This is a genomic window from Undibacterium hunanense, assembly GCF_014284335.1.
Taxonomy (GTDB): domain Bacteria; phylum Pseudomonadota; class Gammaproteobacteria; order Burkholderiales; family Burkholderiaceae_D; genus Undibacterium; species Undibacterium hunanense.
This window is the reverse complement of record NZ_JACOGF010000003.1, coordinates 343,141-359,683: the sequence shown is the minus strand read 5'-3', so window position 1 is coordinate 359,683 and position 16,543 is coordinate 343,141. Positions and strand designations below refer to the sequence as shown.

17 protein-coding genes are annotated in these 16,543 nt (G+C 51.3%); 11 read left to right on the top strand and 6 right to left on the bottom strand.

What is annotated here, in order from left to right; translation table 11 throughout:
- The first annotated feature begins 5 nt into the window (after positions 1-5).
- The 5 genes from H8L32_RS07655 to H8L32_RS07635 all read left to right on the top strand — a co-directional run bounded on the left by H8L32_RS07655 (position 6) and on the right by H8L32_RS07635 (position 3,926).
- A complete protein-coding gene (locus H8L32_RS07655) occupies positions 6-569 on the top strand; it encodes a dTDP-4-dehydrorhamnose 3,5-epimerase family protein (RefSeq protein WP_329605160.1) in 564 nt (187 codons plus the stop codon).
- Positions 566-1,792, top strand: a complete 1,227-nt coding sequence (locus tag H8L32_RS07650; protein ID WP_186946567.1) for a class I SAM-dependent methyltransferase — start codon at positions 566-568, stop codon at positions 1,790-1,792. Before H8L32_RS07655 ends, H8L32_RS07650 begins: the two co-directional genes overlap by 4 nt.
- Positions 1,793-1,861: 69 nt before the next feature.
- Positions 1,862-2,350 (top strand): acyltransferase, encoded by a 489-nt coding sequence (locus H8L32_RS07645; protein WP_186946566.1) that lies wholly within the window; start codon positions 1,862-1,864, stop codon positions 2,348-2,350.
- The gene (locus H8L32_RS07640; protein ID WP_186946565.1) at positions 2,347-3,180 is read left to right on the top strand and encodes an NAD-dependent epimerase/dehydratase family protein; all 834 of its coding nucleotides are present in this window, start codon (positions 2,347-2,349) and stop codon (positions 3,178-3,180) included. Before H8L32_RS07645 ends, H8L32_RS07640 begins: the two co-directional genes overlap by 4 nt.
- Positions 3,177-3,926: a cephalosporin hydroxylase family protein gene (locus tag H8L32_RS07635; protein WP_186946564.1), complete on the top strand. Its 750-nt coding sequence runs from the start codon at positions 3,177-3,179 to the stop codon at positions 3,924-3,926. The genes H8L32_RS07640 and H8L32_RS07635 overlap by 4 nt, the downstream gene beginning before the upstream one ends.
- Positions 3,927-4,006: 80 nt before the next feature.
- Here H8L32_RS07635 and H8L32_RS07630 read toward each other — a convergent pair whose 3' ends face one another.
- Complete coding sequence (locus H8L32_RS07630) at positions 4,007-5,653, bottom strand: GGDEF domain-containing protein (RefSeq protein ID WP_186946563.1); 1,647 nt, start codon at positions 5,651-5,653, stop codon at positions 4,007-4,009.
- An 87-nt stretch (positions 5,654-5,740) separates the two neighbouring features.
- A complete protein-coding gene (locus H8L32_RS07625) occupies positions 5,741-6,388 on the bottom strand; it encodes a response regulator (RefSeq protein WP_186946562.1) in 648 nt (215 codons plus the stop codon).
- Between the two features lie 231 nt (positions 6,389-6,619).
- Between H8L32_RS07625 and greB the strand changes: the two genes are divergently transcribed.
- Complete coding sequence (gene greB / locus H8L32_RS07620) at positions 6,620-7,168, top strand: transcription elongation factor GreB (protein WP_186946561.1); 549 nt, start codon at positions 6,620-6,622, stop codon at positions 7,166-7,168.
- Positions 7,169-7,229: 61 nt separating this feature from the next.
- Here the strand turns inward: greB and H8L32_RS07615 are convergent, their stop codons facing one another.
- From H8L32_RS07615 to H8L32_RS07600, 4 genes are all read right to left on the bottom strand, one after another.
- Entirely contained in the window at positions 7,230-9,524 is a 2,295-nt protein-coding gene (locus H8L32_RS07615; RefSeq protein WP_186946560.1) for a RelA/SpoT family protein, read from the bottom strand.
- An 83-nt stretch (positions 9,525-9,607) separates the two neighbouring features.
- Positions 9,608-9,811 carry a DNA-directed RNA polymerase subunit omega gene (gene rpoZ / locus H8L32_RS07610; protein ID WP_186946559.1) on the bottom strand — a complete coding sequence of 68 codons (204 nt, stop codon included), beginning with the start codon at positions 9,809-9,811 and terminating at the stop codon, positions 9,608-9,610.
- A 72-nt stretch (positions 9,812-9,883) separates the two neighbouring features.
- Positions 9,884-10,528, bottom strand: a complete 645-nt coding sequence (gmk, locus tag H8L32_RS07605; RefSeq protein ID WP_186946558.1) for a guanylate kinase — start codon at positions 10,526-10,528, stop codon at positions 9,884-9,886.
- 141 nt (positions 10,529-10,669) lie between these two features.
- A complete protein-coding gene (locus H8L32_RS07600) occupies positions 10,670-11,572 on the bottom strand; it encodes a YicC/YloC family endoribonuclease (RefSeq protein WP_186946795.1) in 903 nt (300 codons plus the stop codon).
- 142 nt (positions 11,573-11,714) lie between these two features.
- Here H8L32_RS07600 and H8L32_RS07595 point away from each other — a divergent pair, with 142 nt between their 5' ends.
- The 5 genes from H8L32_RS07595 (at position 11,715) to hemW (ending at position 16,360) form a co-directional block, all read left to right on the top strand.
- Positions 11,715-12,725, top strand: a complete 1,011-nt coding sequence (locus H8L32_RS07595; protein ID WP_186946557.1) for a serine/threonine protein kinase — start codon at positions 11,715-11,717, stop codon at positions 12,723-12,725.
- A 102-nt stretch (positions 12,726-12,827) separates the two neighbouring features.
- The gene (locus H8L32_RS07590; protein WP_186946556.1) at positions 12,828-13,763 is read left to right on the top strand and encodes a PP2C family protein-serine/threonine phosphatase; all 936 of its coding nucleotides are present in this window, start codon (positions 12,828-12,830) and stop codon (positions 13,761-13,763) included.
- 5 nt (positions 13,764-13,768) lie between these two features.
- Complete coding sequence (gene rph, locus H8L32_RS07585; RefSeq protein ID WP_186946555.1) at positions 13,769-14,506, top strand: ribonuclease PH; 738 nt, start codon at positions 13,769-13,771, stop codon at positions 14,504-14,506.
- A 13-nt stretch (positions 14,507-14,519) separates the two neighbouring features.
- Complete coding sequence (rdgB, locus tag H8L32_RS07580; RefSeq protein ID WP_186946554.1) at positions 14,520-15,104, top strand: RdgB/HAM1 family non-canonical purine NTP pyrophosphatase; 585 nt, start codon at positions 14,520-14,522, stop codon at positions 15,102-15,104.
- Entirely contained in the window at positions 15,101-16,360 is a 1,260-nt protein-coding gene (gene hemW / locus H8L32_RS07575; protein WP_186946553.1) for a radical SAM family heme chaperone HemW, read from the top strand. Before rdgB ends, hemW begins: the two co-directional genes overlap by 4 nt.
- The last annotated feature ends 183 nt before the right edge of the window (positions 16,361-16,543 follow it).

Genomic DNA, 16,543 nt, shown 5'->3' with positions numbered 1-16,543 from the left:
TGAGCATGTCCGGGCGATTTGATTTCTTGGCCACACCGATAACGGGTTTGCAACTGGTGCAAAGGAAGCCGCGTGGCGATCAGCGCGGTTATCTGCAAAGATTATTTTGCTCGGACGATATGCAGGAGCTGGGCTGGACAGCGCCGATAGCGCAAATCAACCACACCTATACCGCCCGTAAGGGCACATTGCGGGGCCTGCATCTGCAATTGCAGCCATTTGCCGAGATGAAGCTGGTCAGTTGCATGAAGGGGGAGGTGTGGGATGTCGCGGTGGATTTGCGTGCAGGCTCACCGCATTTCCTGCAATGGCATGCCGTCCTGCTGTCGGCACAGAATCAACGTTCTTATCTGATACCTGCCGGTTTTGCCCACGGTTTCCAGACCATGACAGATGACGTGGAAATGCTGTATTGTCATAGTCAGCCCTACATGCCAGCCAGTGAAATGGGTGTGCACCCCATGGATAGCCGTTTGGCCATTACCTGGCCGCTGGCGGTGAGTGAAATGTCAGACCGGGATAATCATGGAATATCGCTGGATACAGATTTTCAAGGAGTAAATGTATGAAGTGCAGGCATTGCGACCATGAATTGACCCAGAGCTTTCTTGACCTGGGTTCTGCTCCTCCATCCAACGCTTACTTGCGCCCGGATACCTTGAACACCTCAGAAATCTGGCTACCCATGAAGCTCATGGTGTGTGATGCCTGCTGGCTGGTACAAACCATAGATTTTACCGGTCGTGAAAACCTGTTTGATGCCGAATACGCATATTTCAGTTCATGCTCGTCAAGCTGGTTGCTGCATGCCAAACGATTTGTGGAAGACATGCGCCAGGAATTCAAGCTGGGCAAGCAAAGCCTGGTCATGGAGGTAGCTGCCAATGACGGGTACCTGCTGCAATATGTGATGGAAGCCGGCATCCCCTGTTTTGGCGTGGAACCTACCTCCAGCACGGCCACAGCAGCGCGCGAAAAAGGCATACGCATCATAGAACGCTTCTTTGGAACCGAACTGGCGCGTGAACTGCTTGCCGCAGAGGGGCGGGTCGATCTGGCGGTGGCAAACAATGTACTGGCGCATGTGCCGGACATCAATGATTTTGTCCGTGGCTTTGCCGATATTCTTAGTGAGCAGGGTGTGGCCAGTTTTGAATTTCCGCATTTGCTGAACATGGTGCAGCAAAACCAGTTTGATACAGCCTACCATGAGCATTATTCTTATCTGTCCCTGCATGCAGTCAAGTCTGTGTTTGAGCGCAATGGCCTGCATATATTTGATGTGCAGGAATGGCCTACCCATGGTGGCAGCTTGCGTGTGCTGGCCCAAAGAGCCGACATTCGCCATTACCCTGAAAAAGACAGTGTCAGCCAGTTGCTGCAAGTGGAACACGAAGCCGGCATGACGACCCTGGATTTTTACCGGCGTGCCCAGGAAAGGGCAGAGGAAGCCAAGTTTGGGTTGCTGGAATTTTTGCTGGATGCCAAACGCAAGGGTCTGCGCGTTGCTGCCTATGGTGCGGCGGCCAAAGGTAATACTCTGCTTAATTTCTCTGGCGTGCGTCCCGATCTGCTGCCTTACGTGGTCGATATCAACACCCACAAGCAGGGCAAATACATGCCCGGCAGCCGGATACCAATTGTCAACGCCGCTTACCTGCTGGCAGACAAGCCGGATTATGTGCTGATCCTGCCCTGGAATCTGAAGACGGAAATCATGCGTGACCTGGCTGCGGTTGAGGAGTGGGGTGGGCATTTTGTGGTGGCAGTTCCCGAGTTAATGAAGATTTAAGCATCACCTGACCATGATGAGAGTGACGATGAGGGTAAAGATGAGAGTGACGATGAAAGTGCTTGAGGCGTGATAGACATACATCCCGACGCACGTGTATCCAGACTGGCTGATATTGAAGATTCAGTCAGGGGGACACGTATTGTTGTTGCTGCCTTTGCCTGCATAGACAGTTTCGTGAAGATCAAACCCGCAGGTGGTGCTGGCGACGTCATCATCGGCGAGCGTAGTGTGGTGAATTCTGGTTGCGTGCTGTATACAGGAAATGGCATCCACATAGGCAATGACGTGGCTATCGCGGCCAATTGCACGTTTGCCCCAGTCAATCATGCGTATCAGGACAAAAACAAACGTATCAACCAGCAAGGCTTTTTGCCAAGCAAGGGTGGCATTGTGATTGAAGATGATGTCTGGATCGGCGCCAATTGCATCATTCTGGATGGAGCCATCCTGCGCAAGGGTTGTGTTATCGGGGCCGGGTCTATCGTCCGTGGCGAAATCGCTGCCTATTCGATACAGGTTGGTAATCCCTTGCGACAGATAGGGGAACGTAAATGATATCCAACGCAGCCTATACTTATACCCCACGTGCAACCCTGATCGGTGGCAAGGGTTTTATCGGTCAGCATTTGCACCTTGCCTTGCAAGCCACAGGCTGGAACAGTTATGTCGCTGAAAAAGCAGACCCACGACTGACGAATGAAGACCTGGGGCATGTTTTTTACTGTGCAGGTCTGACGGCTGATTTCCGCCAGCGACCGTATGCGACCGTGGATGCACATGTTCTTCTGCTGGCGGATATATTGCAGCGCTGTCAGTTTTCCACCCTGACTTATCTGTCCAGCACCCGTGTGTATGCCGGGTCAACGTCTACTGACGAGCAGGCGGCACTGACAGTAAATTCGAATCTTGCGGGTGATTTATATAATATCTCCAAATTAATGGGGGAGAGTTTATGTCTGAACAGCCGGCGCAATGTCAGGGTAGTGCGATTGTCGAATGTGTATGGACAAGGTATGCCGGAACAGAATTTTTTATCCGAGATATTGCGCGATGCTGCGACCAATAAAAAGCTGTTGTTCCGTTCCGCCGCCAGCTCCGAAAAAGATTATATTGCCGTGGCTGATGTTGTCAGTTGCCTGCCGCGGATTGCAATGGAAGGTGAAATAGGTATTTACAATCTGGCCAGTGGTCATAATACTTCTCATGCCAGCCTGGCTGCGCAATTGCAGGCACTGGGTGTGACCTGCGCATTTGAAGAACAGGCGCCCGAACTACGCTTTCCCCGGATTTCTACGACGAAACTGCATACCTTGTGTGGCCCCATGCAAGGTGATTTGAATACTGAACTGCCGGTCCTTTTTAACTATTACGCCAGGATGCCATGAACCCGATCAAACAATTCGAAGCTGAACGTGACCAACGCATAGAACAACTGGGCCAGGATAGCGAGTTCAGGGAGCAGTCGCGCAGCTGGCTGGAACAAAGTATGCGACGCCAGTATGTGTACAACTTTTCCTGGCTCGGTCGGCCCATTATACAAAACCCCATCGACATGGTCGCCATGCAGGAAATCATCTGGAACGTACAGCCAGACCTGATCATAGAAACCGGCATTGCACATGGCGGTTCGATTATTTATTCCGCCTCGTTGCTGGAACTGAATGCCGCCTGTGGCGGTAATCCGGATGCTCTGGTGCTGGGCATCGATATCGATATCCGCCAGCATAACAAGGATGCGATTTTGCAGCATCCCATGGCCAGGCGCATACAAATGCTGGAAGGTTCCAGTGTTGCACCCGACATCGTGCAGCAGGTGCAGGATATTGCACGTGGCAAGCAGCGTATCGTGGTGTTTCTTGATTCAAATCACACGCATGAACATGTGCTGGCAGAATTGCAGGCGTATGCTCCGCTGGTCAGTAAAGACAGTTACTGCGTGGTGTTTGATACCTTTGTTGAGGATGTACCGGCAGATGTTTTTGATAACCGCCCCTGGCAGCCAGGCAATAGCCCCAAGACAGCAGTGCATGAATACCTGAAGACACACCCGGAATTTGTCATCGACAAGAGCATGCACAACAAACTGCAGATTACTGTCGCGCCAGACGGCTTCCTGAAGCGCATACAGTAAATTGCATAGGCCAGGGGTTTGGTGATGAAAAAACGCAGGCACCAGGCCTGCGTTTTTATTGATGCACGCTGTTTGACAGATCAGGGTGCCTTGATCACCCGGTTTTTGCCTGACTGTTTGGCCTCGTACATGGCCTTGTCTGCCCGTTTGATGGTGGCATCTTGCGGTTCTTTCGGGTTGCGCAAGGCAACACCGGCACTGAAGGTGATAAACAGCCTTTGTTCGTTTGCCGTAAAGAAGTGCTTGGTCAGCTCACGTTGCACACGTATCATTGCCTGCGCGGCTTCTTCAAGTTCGGTTTCCGGCATGATGATGACAAATTCTTCACCACCATAGCGGGCTACCATATCGATAGAACGCAGGGTTTGCTTGACGATGCGTACCAGATGCACCAGTGCTTCATCACCTGCGGCATGGCCGTGGGTGTCATTCAGTTTTTTGAAATTGTCCAGATCAAGCAAGGCCACGCACAGCGGTGTCTGTCGGCGGTCTGCCCGGTCTGCTTCGCGCTCGAACACATCATCCATGCCACGTCGGTTCAGGCTGCCGGTAAGCTGATCTTCCCTGACCAGTTCACTCATCTGGGCGAGTTTGTTTTCCAGCTCCTTGATGCGGGCTTCTGCTTCAGTGACTTCTTTTTGCGCAGCCACGATCATGTCTCTGGAACGCAGGGTTTCAACCTGGACTTCCTTTGTTTCATTGAGGATGCTGGCGATCAGATTGGTGACTTCAGCAACATCTTTGGCAGTACTCAACTGCTGCGAATAGGCTCCCATTTTATGCTGGTAGGCGCCGGTGCTGTCAGCCATGGCATTGAGCCTGTCGATAAACGCCGTCATCATGTTCTTGACGGAGGTTTTCGACTCTGCAATGCTGGATTTGAGTACACCCTGCTTGTAGATCACATCTTTCAGGCTGCGGGTGGCTTCTTGCAGGGCGCGATGATCTATCGGACCAGCTATCAGATTCTGCACCACTTCAATCTGGCCGCGCAGCCAGTTATCGTTGTCGAGCAGATCATGAATATTCGTCAACAACAAATCAAACAGACGCAACAGTAATTCCTGCTGTTCGGCACCGTCGCCGCTTTGCAATTCTATTTGAAAGCACAATTGCTTGAGGCGTGCAGCAATATGGTTCAGTTCACTCTCATTACCGGCGACTTTGACTGCCTGTGCCAGGCTTTCAGATTCATTCGATAGTGGCGGACTGGGTTTGAGTAGTGATGTCAGCGCCAGGGCCAGTGTGCGATGCAGCAAATCCTTGAGCAGCCGTACTCGTGTGTCTTCCACTGGTGCATCGTCCACCAGTGAAATATTTTTTGTCTGTGCTACGGGAGCAGGATCGACCAGGCTGATGTTATTGCTGGATGGTGCAGGGGGCGGGGCGGTAATGCGTTCTGTCAGTTGTGTCAGCGCCCGGCCCAGGTCGGGCCAGTTGCCAGATTTAATCGCGCGATTGAAGCGCAGACCAAAGGTCGATAAATCGGTTTGTGAAGCTTGCAGGCCGGTCGCAAAACCTGCCAGCAGATTTTCAGCTTCCGACACTGGCGCGGCCGCTTCGGCAACCACTTCTGGTGGCGGGTCAATGACGCCGGATATGTCGTTATACAACTTGCGATAAGCATCGGGCGTAGGCGCAATTCTTTGTATGGCCAACTGCCGGAAGGTTTCGCGCGCGATGTCAGTCGGGGTTTTGAATTGCGAATTATTTGGAGTTTTTGACATGGTGCTCTGCCAATGGCGTTACCAACAAAGGTGTTGCAATAAAAGTATTGCTGAAGTTCTGGTCGGATTACACATCGATATTGCCTTCTAATCTACAAGCTGATTCTTGATGGCATAGTGCGTTAGCTCTGCATTGTGCCGCAATTTCATCTTCAAAAGAATTCTCGAGCGGTATTCGCTAATGGTTTTTACAGAAAGTGACAATTCTTTTGCAATGTCACTGACCGATTTGCCCGAGGCGATCAGCGTCATGGTTTGAAACTCGCGGTCAGACAGGGTCTTGTGCAGGGCGTCTTCATGCTCCTGGTTGAGATTGTTGGCCAGTTCCTGTGCCAGTTGCGGGCTGATGTATTTCAGGCCGCGTGAAATCTGGCGTATGGCATCCAGAATCTGGCTGCCGCCGCTTTGCTTGTTCAGGTAGCCTGCTGCCCCGGCTTTCAGCGCCCGCACTGCATACTGGTCTTCCCTGTGGATGGAAAACATCAGCACGGCAACACCCGGGTTTTCTGATTTGATCTGTTTCAGCACTTCGATGCCGTTTTTGTCGGGCAGGGAAATATCCAGCAATATCACCTGTAGCTCATGCTGGCGGCACAGGCGTATGGCTTCCAGCCCGGTTTCTGCTTCGGCAACGACGGCAATATCAGTACTGGTAGATATAATGCTTTTAATGCCTTCACGGACAACCGCATGATCGTCTACGATAAGTACATTAATTGCTGCTTTTTCTGTCATGCAAAATCCATTTCTTGTTCAGACCTCTGCACATTACTGAAAAATGCAAGCTTGTCACATTATGCAACACTGGTAGCTGGCTCAGTGTGAACCAGATCGTAGTGGTAAAGAGGCTTGCTTGCTTTAAATTTAATTGCATCCGACATGCAGGTCCCAGCTATTTTATAAGGGATGCACAGATTTTGGTGCTACAAAGAAAATTAAATCCTTCAAGTCCGTTACAATCATGCAATGAGCAAAGCATTTATCAAAGAGTCAGACTCCGATGACGACGAAGAATTCGGCGCACCGGCTATTCCTGCTGGCGTAAAAAACTACATGACGCCGGAAGGACATCAGCGCATGAAGGAAGAGTTTTTGCACCTGATGGATGTTGAGCGACCCGAGGTTGTCAATATAGTGCACTGGGCAGCATCAAATGGAGACCGTTCAGAGAACGGCGACTATATCTATGGCAAACGACGCTTGCGCGAAATTGACCGGCGCATACGCTTTCTGACCAAGCGTCTCGACATTGCCGAAGTATTTGATTCCAGCGTGCACCATGGGTCTGACCAGGTATTTTTTGGTGCCACCGTCACCTATGAAAACCAGCATGGAGATGAAGTGACTGTCCGCATCGTCGGGGTAGATGAGTTTGATCCCCTGCAAGGCAAGATCAGCTGGATTTCACCGGTGGCCCGGGCCCTGATCAAGGCCAGGGCAGGCGATACCGTGACCCTGCGCACGCCTGGTGGTGTTGACGAGCTGACGATTCTTGAGGTTGACTACCCAGCGTGAACATGAGGGCAGTATGGCTTGTTTGCTGGTGCGCGGTTGCTGCTGAAGTGGTCCAGCTAGCTTAACCGTGTTCCCTGACAATGCGCGTGACACCGGTCAGGTGTTTGATGTTGCGCATGATTTTGGCAAGATGGGTGCGGCCTTCTATCTGTATCGTGAAATGGATATTGGTCATGTCGTTGGCATCGCCATCTTCCATGTTGACATGGCTGATATTGGCATCGGATTCACCGATTTCTGCAGCGATGCGTGCCAGTGCGCCACGCTCATTGCTGACAGTGACGGCAATGCGACAATCAAAGCGCCGGTTCAGGTCTTCACCCCAATTAACGTCTATCCAGCGATCCGGTTCCTTGATGTGCAGACGTTTGGCGTATTCACAATCATCGGTATGTACGACCAGGCCCTGATCGCGTTTTAACTGGCCAACGATGCCATCACCAGGAATAGGCAGGCAACATGCTGCCAGTTGCACCGACAGGCCTTCACTGCCATAAATGATGACAGGATCGCGCTTGTTGGCCATCTTGTCACCATACTGCTGGAAAGGAATGGAAGGGGAGTCATCCTCGACCAGATCCAGTATATGTCTGGCAACCAGAGCAGCCATGCGCTTGCCTATGCCTATGTCGGTATGAATTTCATCCAGCGACTTGGCACTGGATTCGTTCAGCAGTTTATCGACCAGCGGTGGTGGCAGATCGGGGTTTAGATTCACTGACAGCAATGCCTGCGCCAGCAACTGTTTGCCCAGTTCAGTCGATTCATTCAGGTTGATGGTGCGCAGGTAATGACGGATCGCCGACCTGGCCTTGCCTGTGCGCACATAAGTCAGCCAGTTCGGCGTAGGGCGCGAATTGGGTGAGGTAATGATCTCAACGATGTCGCCATTCTTCAATTCTGAACGCAGTGGTACGGGTTCATGGTTGATGCGGGTGGCGATGGCCTGGTCACCGATGTCGGTATGAATGTTATAGGCAAAATCCAAAGCGGTTGCGCCGCGGGGCAGTGCAATAATTTTGGATTTAGGGGTGAATACATAGACAGAATCAGGGAACAGGTCGATTTTGACGTGTTCCAGAAATTCAGCCGAATCACCGGTTTGTTTCTGTATATCCAGCAGTGACTGCAGCCAGGCATGCGTGCGTTGTTGCAGGTCAGTCAGGCTGCCTTCTTCATTCTTGTACAGCCAGTGCGCAGCGACGCCGGATTCTGCCACATGATGCATGTCGCGGGTGCGGATCTGGAATTCGACTGGTGTGCCATACGGGCCAATCAGGGTGGTGTGCAAGGACTGGTAGCCATTCGTTTTGGGGATGGCGATATAGTCCTTGAACTTGCCTGGCATGGGCTTGTACAGGGCGTGCAGGCTGCCCAGGGCGTAATAACTGTCACGCAGATCCGTCACAACAATGCGGAAGCCATATACATCCAGTACCTGGGAAAAGCTCAGGTGTTTGTCATGCATCTTGCGGTAGATGCCGTACAGGGTTTTTTCGCGCCCATAGACTTCGGCCTTGATACCAGCGTCTGCCAGGGTGGACTTTACTGCTTCCATGATCTTGTTGACCACTTCGCGACGATTACCGCGCGCTGCCTTGACTGCCTTGGACAGGGTGCGGTAACGCATGGGGTACAAGTGCGAAAACGCCAGGTCCTGCAATTCACGATAAATATTGTTTAAACCAAGACGGTGCGCGATAGGCACATACACATCCATGGTTTCGCGCGAGATACGGCGTTTTTTCTCGGGCGACATGACGCCCAGAGTGCGCATATTGTGCAGGCGGTCAGCCAGCTTGACCAGGATGACACGGACATCGCGCGCCATTGCCAGCAACATCTTGCGGAAATTCTCTGCCTGGGCTTCGATCTGGCTTTGAAACTCGATTTTTTCCAGCTTGGACAAACCATCCACCAGAGTCGCCACCGGTGCACCAAAGCGTTCTATCAGTTCCTCTTTCTTGACGTCCTGATCTTCCATGACGTCATGCAGCAGTGCCGCCATGATGGCCTGCACGTCCAGCTTCCATTCAGCACAGATTTCCGCAACGGCGATGGGGTGGGAAATATAGGGTTCGCCTGACTTGCGCACCTGTCCCAGATGCATTTCATCTGAAAAGCGATAGGCTTCTCTCACCAGCTTCAATTCGCTGGCAGACATGTATTCGCCGATGCGATTGGTCAGCGCAGTGATGGATGCCACGCCTGTCATATTGGCGGGTGCGCGCACGCCGTTCAGGTCGTCGAGTGGTGAAGTATGTTTTACAGGAATGGTGCGCGCAGGAGGAAGCGCGACTGATGCTGATTCGGCCGGTTTGATTTCCAGAGATGAATAACTGTCATTAAGGTTCATTCTGAGTGGTCCCGGCCGATGAATACTGGCTTGATATGAGCGTGTTTGCTTACGATATAAATAAACCTATCGTGTAACGACGCTTAAACAGGTACCTTCTTCAACATTTCAATACCGATTTTGCCTTCAGCGATTTCGCGCAGGGCGATCACGGTAGGCTTGTCCTTGGAGTCCACTTTTGGTGTATGGCCTTGCAGCAATTGGCGGGCACGATAAGTGGCACACAGAGTCAACTGGAAGCGGTTAGGGATTTGTTTCAGAGCGTCTTCAATGGTGATACGTGCCATGTTTTTTCCTAAATACTAAATTATTTACAAAATACTAAAAATTGCCAATGCTGCCAAGTGGAGTTTCGCGAATTAATTCGGATTGGCGTGAATGCCAAGCTGGGCAAATAGCTCGTAATGGCGAGTTGCCTGTTGTGCAAATCGGCAGCGCGTTGCTTTCACGATTGCATTTAATTCTGACAAGGCTGTCGCAAAGTCTTGATTAATAATAACATATTCGAACTCAGGAGAGTGTGCCATTTCACCGCCCGCAGCCAAAATGCGCTTGGTAATGACATGTGGTTCATCCTGGCCGCGCTTTTTCAGGCGTTCTTCCAGTGCTGGAATCGATGGCGGCAAGATAAAAATGCCAACTGCACCAGGAAATTGCTTTCTGACCTGTTGCGCGCCTTGCCAGTCAATTTCCAGCAAGACATCAGTACCGGATCGCATCTGTGCTTCGATAATGATGCGCGAAGTGCCGTAGTAGTTGCCATGCACTTCGGCAGATTCCAGAAATTCACCTTGTGCCTTGCGTGCCAGAAAGTCTTCAGGTGTCGTGAAGTGATATTCACGGCCATCCTGCTCGCCTGGTCGTGGCTGCCTTGTGGTGTACGAAATCGACAGTTTAATCGCCGGTTCCTGAGCGAGCAGGGCATTCACCAGGGTCGATTTACCTGCACCAGAAGGCGCGGCTACCACGAAAAGACTGCCGGCAGTCGAAGTATTGGCTTGCATGGGTCGGTCCTCCGGTGTGGTTAATTCTGGTTAATAACAAAGCGCTTGATGTTCAAGAAACAGGCGGAGAAGCGCTGCCTGCCTTGCTTTTAATTATTTCCCAGAGAAAATAGTGGCGGGAGTATAAGCAAATGTGCCTGCTTATTCAAGGTTTTGCACTTGCTCGCGCATCTGTTCTATCAATAATTTTAATTCCATCGATGCATCCGACAGTTCTTTTGACGCAGCCTTGGAGCCCAGGGTATTGGCTTCACGGTTCAGTTCCTGCATCATGAAGTCGAGTCGTTTGCCGACCTGGCCACCTTTTTTCAGGATATGGCGGGTTTCGGTCAGATGGGCAGACAGGCGTGCCAGTTCTTCGGCCACGTCGACACGGATGCCGTACACGGTCACTTCCTGACGGATACGGTCGAGCGCTTCTTCGCGGGTGATGGTCTGGCCAGCATTGGACCCGCCTGACTGCAAGGCCAGGCCCAGGGCTTCTTCCAGCCTGGTGGTGGCTTTTTGCTGGAATTGCTGCACAATTTGCGGCATCAGCGGCGTAATGCGGGTGACGATTTCTTCCATGGCCGTGATGCGGCTGATCAACACCTGTTCCAGCGCGGCGCCTTCACGTTCACGGCTGGTGACAAAGGCTTCCAGCGTTTTGTTGATGGTATCGTTGATGGCGGTCTGCAAAAACTCGGCATTGATTTCACCTTCTTCAATCACGCCCGGCCAGCGCAGGATTTCATTGTTGGTGAAGGGCGCCGCATCAGGAAACCGGGATTTCAGCGTCGTCTGGAAAATGGACAATTGCTCCAGCAGGCTGGCATTGAGCGACTTATGATTGGTTTCTGCGACTTTTTTACCAAAACTGAAGCGACATTCGACTTTGCCACGGGCCAGCTTGCGCGTCAGTGCTTCCCGGAATTGCGATTCGACCGCACGAAATTCATCGTTGATCCTGAATTGCAGGTCCAAAAAGCGCGAATTGACACTTTTAATCTCTATGGTAATGGTGCCAGCATCGGTTTCATTGGTGCTGGTGGCGTAGCCAGTCATGCTAAAAATGCTCAAAGTATTTCCTCTAAAAGGGATGAACTGTGTATAAGATTGGCAAAATTGCGCAATAGACACTAGGATATTCTTTACAAATACCGCAATAATCAACACAATCCGTTTTGTATAGTGAATTGGAAGATTGATGGCCGCACAAAATAACGCACCTCTACCAGATGGACTGGAAATTGCCGGATACCGCATTGTAAAGAAAATTGCGTCCGGTGGCTTCAGTATTGTATACCTGGCTTCTGATGAAGATGGCAATGCTGTCGCCATCAAAGAGTATTTGCCAAGTTCACTTGCCTTGCGTCAGCAGGGCGAGCTGGTACCTGCGATCTCTAACGAGAATTTACCGATTTACCGCATAGGCCTGAAGTGTTTTTTTGAAGAAGGCCGTGCACTGGCCCGCATTTCTCACCCCAATGTGGTGAGTGTTATCAATTTTTTCCGGGCGAACGAAACGGTTTATATGGTAATGGCCTATGAATCGGGACGTTCGCTGCAAGAGCATATCTTGCGTCGCCGCGATAAAGGTGAAAAACCACTGGTGTCAGAACGCTTTATCCGGCGTATGTTCAACCAGGTCATGAATGGCTTGCGTGAAGTGCATACCAATAAGCTGCTGCATCTGGATTTGAAACCGGCCAATATTTACCTGCGCCTGGATGGCACACCGATTTTGCTCGATTTTGGCGCTGCCAGACAAACCCTGAAAACCGACATACCCAAGCTGTACCCTATGTACACGCCAGGTTTTGCTGCACCAGAGTTGTATCAAAAAAATGGTAACCTTGGCCCCTGGACTGATATTTATAGCATAGGTGCTTCGATATTTGCCTGCATGGTAGGCGCGCCGCCCCAGCCATCTGACCAGCGCAAGACCAATGACAAGATGGAAGGGCATTATCGTAAGCTGGAAGGTTTATACTCTGCTGAATTGATCGAGGTGGTACGCTGGTGCCTGCAACTGGATTCGCTGGAACGTCCGCAAAGCGTGTTTGCCCTGCAAAAAGCACTGGCAATACAGGCGCAGCCACAGAGAGAACTGACTTTTACGGAAAAAATTCGTCTGAAGATCACCACTTTCATCAATGGTAAAAGAAAAAAAGTCGAAAGCGACCATACAACAATACAAGAGAGCACCTTGAATTAGATTTGCATTTTTGCAAATGACAGTGTCCTTGACACCATCTGTTGTTCTACTGAACAGAAGTCCCCATTAACTGAATTAAATCAGAATTAACTTTTATATCACATGCGTTTTTCCGTTTATCAAGAAAGTCATATTGGTGGCCGTAAGGTCAACCAGGATCGAATGGGGTATAGCTTCACTCGCGATTCGATTTTGCTCTTGCTGGCGGATGGCATGGGTGGCCATATCATGGGCGAAATGGCAGCCGCCATTGCCATGCAGACCATAGGTAATCTCTTCCAGCAGCAGGCGCATCCAATGATAGGGCGCCCTGAGCGGTTTATGGAAGACAGTTTCCTGGCTGCGCATCAAGAGATACATCGCTATCGCGCCATCAATAATTTGCCGGAAACCCCGCGTACCACCATTGTCGCCTGCCTGATCCAGAATGGTTATGCCTACTGGGCGCATTGCGGTGATTCGCGTTTGTACTGGATACGCCAGGGGCAGATTCTGCTTCGTACCAAAGACCATTCGCGCCTGGAAACCCTGATTGCGCAAGGCAAGGTTGATCCGGCAGAACGCCATACTCACCCTGACCGCAACAAACTGTTCAATTGCCTGGGTGCGCCGAATGCACCTATCGTTGAATTATCACGTCGTGCGGTCTTGCAGCCAGGTGATTTGCTGCTGCTGTGTTCCGATGGCCTGTGGTCGGTATTGCCTGACCATATGCTGGCGCAGCGCCTGCATGACCATACCATCGTGCGGGCCGTGCCTGAACTGATACGCTCTGCCGTCGATATTGCCGGCAAGCAGAGTGACAATGTCACCGCCCTGGCCATGATGTGGGAAGGTGATGACAGGATGGATAATTCCACCATCATTTCCACCAATACCCTGCCTATCGGTTCTGTCACGACGACCATTCAGGCTCCCATGGATGCCGAAGTGGAAACCTCCGATGGTGACGTCTTCAATGACGCTGAAATAGAAAAGGCTATTGCCGAAATCCGCAACGCGATACATAAATCGTCACGCATTACTTCTAAAAACTAAAATACATGTCAAATACATTTCGCCCTAGCGGGCGTACAGCGGACGCCCTGCGTCCAGTTGTAATCAACCGCCATTTCACCAAACATGCAGAAGGCTCGGTCCTGATCGAGTTTGGCGATACCCGCGTTATCTGTACCGCCAGTATCGAAGACAAGGTGCCCGGCTTTTTAAAAGGCAAAGGGCAGGGCTGGCTGACGGCTGAATACGGCATGCTGCCACGTTCTACCCATAGCCGTATGGACCGCGAAGCAGCCAAGGGCAAGCAATCAGGCCGCACCCAGGAAATCCAGCGTTTGATAGGCCGTTCATTGCGCGCTGCCTTTGATCTGGAAGCATTTGGTGAACGCACGCTGCATATCGATTGTGATGTCATCCAGGCGGATGGCGGTACGCGTACTGCTTCGATCACCGGTGCCATGGTGGCAGCATATGATGCGTTTTCAAAACTGGTTGAGCGTGGGCTTATCGCACGGGTGCCGGTCAAGCATTTTGTGGCTGCAATTTCTGTTGGCGTGTACCACGCCCACCCTGTACTGGATCTGGATTATCTTGAAGATTCGCAATGCGATACCGACATGAACGTGGTCATGACAGAAAACGGTCATTTTGTCGAAGTGCAAGGCACTGCCGAAGGTGAAACTTTTGATCGCGCCACCATGAATCATTTGCTGGATCTGGCGCAGGAAGGCATCAACGACCTGATCGCCTTGCAAAAACAGGTGCTGGGCTTGCAGGCGAGCTGAAGAGGGTAGCGCTATGAACAAAAAAATCGTCCTGGCATCGAATAATCAGGGCAAGTTGAAAGAGTTTTACCAGATACTTGCCCCGCTGGGTATCACGCTGTACTCGCAATCAGAATTTCAGGTGCCGGAAGCAGAGGAACCTTATCCCAGCTTTGTAGAAAATGCGCTGACCAAGGCCAGGCATGCATCGCGCCTGACGGGCCTGCCTGCGCTGGCAGATGATTCCGGTATCTGCGTGAATGCCCTCAACGGTGCTCCTGGTGTGATTTCTGCCCGTTATTCAGGTGAACCCAAATCCGACCTGCGAAATAATCAAAAACTGATTGCGGATTTGGCTGGTATTGCTGACAAGTCAGCCTATTATTATTGTGTGCTGGTGTTTGTGCGTTCTGAATTTGACCCGCAACCAGTCATTGCTGATGGCGTCTGGCCCGGTGAATTGATTGCTGATGCCCGTGGTGAAAACGGGTTTGGCTATGACCCGCATTTTTTCCTGCCCGCACTTGGCAAGACCGTGGCGGAGTTGTCGGCAGAGCAAAAAAATCAGTTATCCCATCGTGGGCAGGCTTTGCGTGCCCTTGTTGAAAAACTTAGATGATACCGATCAAGCCTATTCCGGCAACACCCGCAGTTCAGGCAAGCAAGCGCGATTTATCGGTGGTGCCACAAAACGTGGCCAGCCAGTACTTGTCGCCAGGCAGTCTTAACCTGGCGCAACTGCCACCGCTGTCGCTGTATATTCATTTTCCGTGGTGTGTCAAAAAATGTCCTTACTGCGATTTTAATTCGCATGAAGTGCGTAGCAGTTTTGATGAGCAGGCTTATCTGGATGCGCTGCGGGCCGATCTTGAAATGGCCTTGCCCCTGATTTGGGGACGCAAGATATACACCATCTTCATTGGTGGCGGCACCCCCAGCCTGATGTCCGCAGCCGGACTGGACAGGTTGCTGTCTGACGTGCGCACCCTGTTACCACTGGATGGGGCGGCTGAAATCACCATGGAAGCCAATCCTGGTACCTTTGAAGCAGAAAAATTCCGTTCCTACCGCCAGAGCGGCATCAACCGCCTGTCCATCGGCATACAAAGTTTCAATTCGCGCCACCTGGCAGCGCTGGGCCGCATCCATGACGGTGACGAGGCACGTCGCGCCATTGATATCGCCAGGGCAAATTTTGATAATTTCAATCTGGACTTGATGTTCGCCTTGCCCAGCCAGACCCTGGAAGAGGTCAGGCAAGACGTGGAAACCGCCATCGCTTTTGCGCCACCGCATTTGTCCCTGTACCACCTGACGCTGGAACCAAATACCTATTTCGCCAAATACCCGCCAGCCATACCGGATGACGACCTCAGTGCCGAAATGCAGGATCTTATCCATGCCAATATGGCCGCTGCCGGTTACGGTAATTATGAAGTGTCAGCCTATGCCCAGGCAAAACGCGAATCACGACATAACCTGAATTACTGGAACTTTGGCGATTACCTGGGCATAGGTGCAGGCGCGCATTCCAAGCTGTCGTTCCCGCACCGTGTGGTCAGGCAGGCGCGCTACAAGCAGCCCAAAGCCTATATGGATGCCGTGGCTAGTGGCAATGCCGTGCAGGAATCCGCCGAAATCCAGCCGGATGAAATGGGTTTTGAATTTATGCTGAATGCCTTGCGCCTGCAAGGCGGGTTTAACGTCAACCTGTTCCAGGAACGTACCGGCATGCTGCTCAATACCATTGAGAGTGAGTTGCTTGAAGCAGAAAAGAAGGGCTTGCTTTATCGCGACCATCAGACGATCTCGCCCACGCCTTTGGGTAAACTTTTCTTAAATGATCTGCAACAGATTTTCTTGAAAACCACCTGAGCCTGGCAGGTGCGTCAACCATCAATTTGTAAAATGCTTATGCATTTCGTCAACAGCTTGTCATTCATGCATATCTTGCAGTGAAGCATTTTTACGACACCTGCTTAAGCAGATAGCAAGTTCTGGCCTGGTTTTTAAAGGAAACAGACTGTCCTGCCGATAATATTCAAAATACCTCATGTG

Bases quoted from the DNA above. Each gene is read 5' to 3' on its own strand.
- H8L32_RS07615 (WP_186946560.1), bottom strand. From the start codon at position 9,524: ATGAACCTTAATGACAGTTATTCATCTCTGGAAATCAAACCGGCCGAA.
- H8L32_RS07650 (WP_186946567.1), top strand. From the start codon at position 566: ATGAAGTGCAGGCATTGCGACCATGAATTGACCCAGAGCTTTCTTGAC.
- H8L32_RS07625 (WP_186946562.1), bottom strand. From the start codon at position 6,388: ATGACAGAAAAAGCAGCAATTAATGTACTTATCGTAGACGATCATGCG.
- H8L32_RS07590 (WP_186946556.1), top strand. From the start codon at position 12,828: ATGCGTTTTTCCGTTTATCAAGAAAGTCATATTGGTGGCCGTAAGGTC.
- gmk (WP_186946558.1), bottom strand. From the start codon at position 10,528: ATGCAAGCCAATACTTCGACTGCCGGCAGTCTTTTCGTGGTAGCCGCG.
- H8L32_RS07600 (WP_186946795.1), bottom strand. From the start codon at position 11,572: ATGACTGGCTACGCCACCAGCACCAATGAAACCGATGCTGGCACCATT.
- greB (WP_186946561.1), top strand. From the start codon at position 6,620: ATGAGCAAAGCATTTATCAAAGAGTCAGACTCCGATGACGACGAAGAA.
- rph (WP_186946555.1), top strand. From the start codon at position 13,769: ATGTCAAATACATTTCGCCCTAGCGGGCGTACAGCGGACGCCCTGCGT.
- rpoZ (WP_186946559.1), bottom strand. From the start codon at position 9,811: ATGGCACGTATCACCATTGAAGACGCTCTGAAACAAATCCCTAACCGC.
- H8L32_RS07640 (WP_186946565.1), top strand. From the start codon at position 2,347: ATGATATCCAACGCAGCCTATACTTATACCCCACGTGCAACCCTGATC.
- H8L32_RS07630 (WP_186946563.1), bottom strand. From the start codon at position 5,653: ATGTCAAAAACTCCAAATAATTCGCAATTCAAAACCCCGACTGACATC.
- H8L32_RS07635 (WP_186946564.1), top strand. From the start codon at position 3,177: ATGAACCCGATCAAACAATTCGAAGCTGAACGTGACCAACGCATAGAA.
- H8L32_RS07595 (WP_186946557.1), top strand. From the start codon at position 11,715: ATGGCCGCACAAAATAACGCACCTCTACCAGATGGACTGGAAATTGCC.
- hemW (WP_186946553.1), top strand. From the start codon at position 15,101: ATGATACCGATCAAGCCTATTCCGGCAACACCCGCAGTTCAGGCAAGC.
- rdgB (WP_186946554.1), top strand. From the start codon at position 14,520: ATGAACAAAAAAATCGTCCTGGCATCGAATAATCAGGGCAAGTTGAAA.
- H8L32_RS07655 (WP_329605160.1), top strand. From the start codon at position 6: ATGTCCGGGCGATTTGATTTCTTGGCCACACCGATAACGGGTTTGCAA.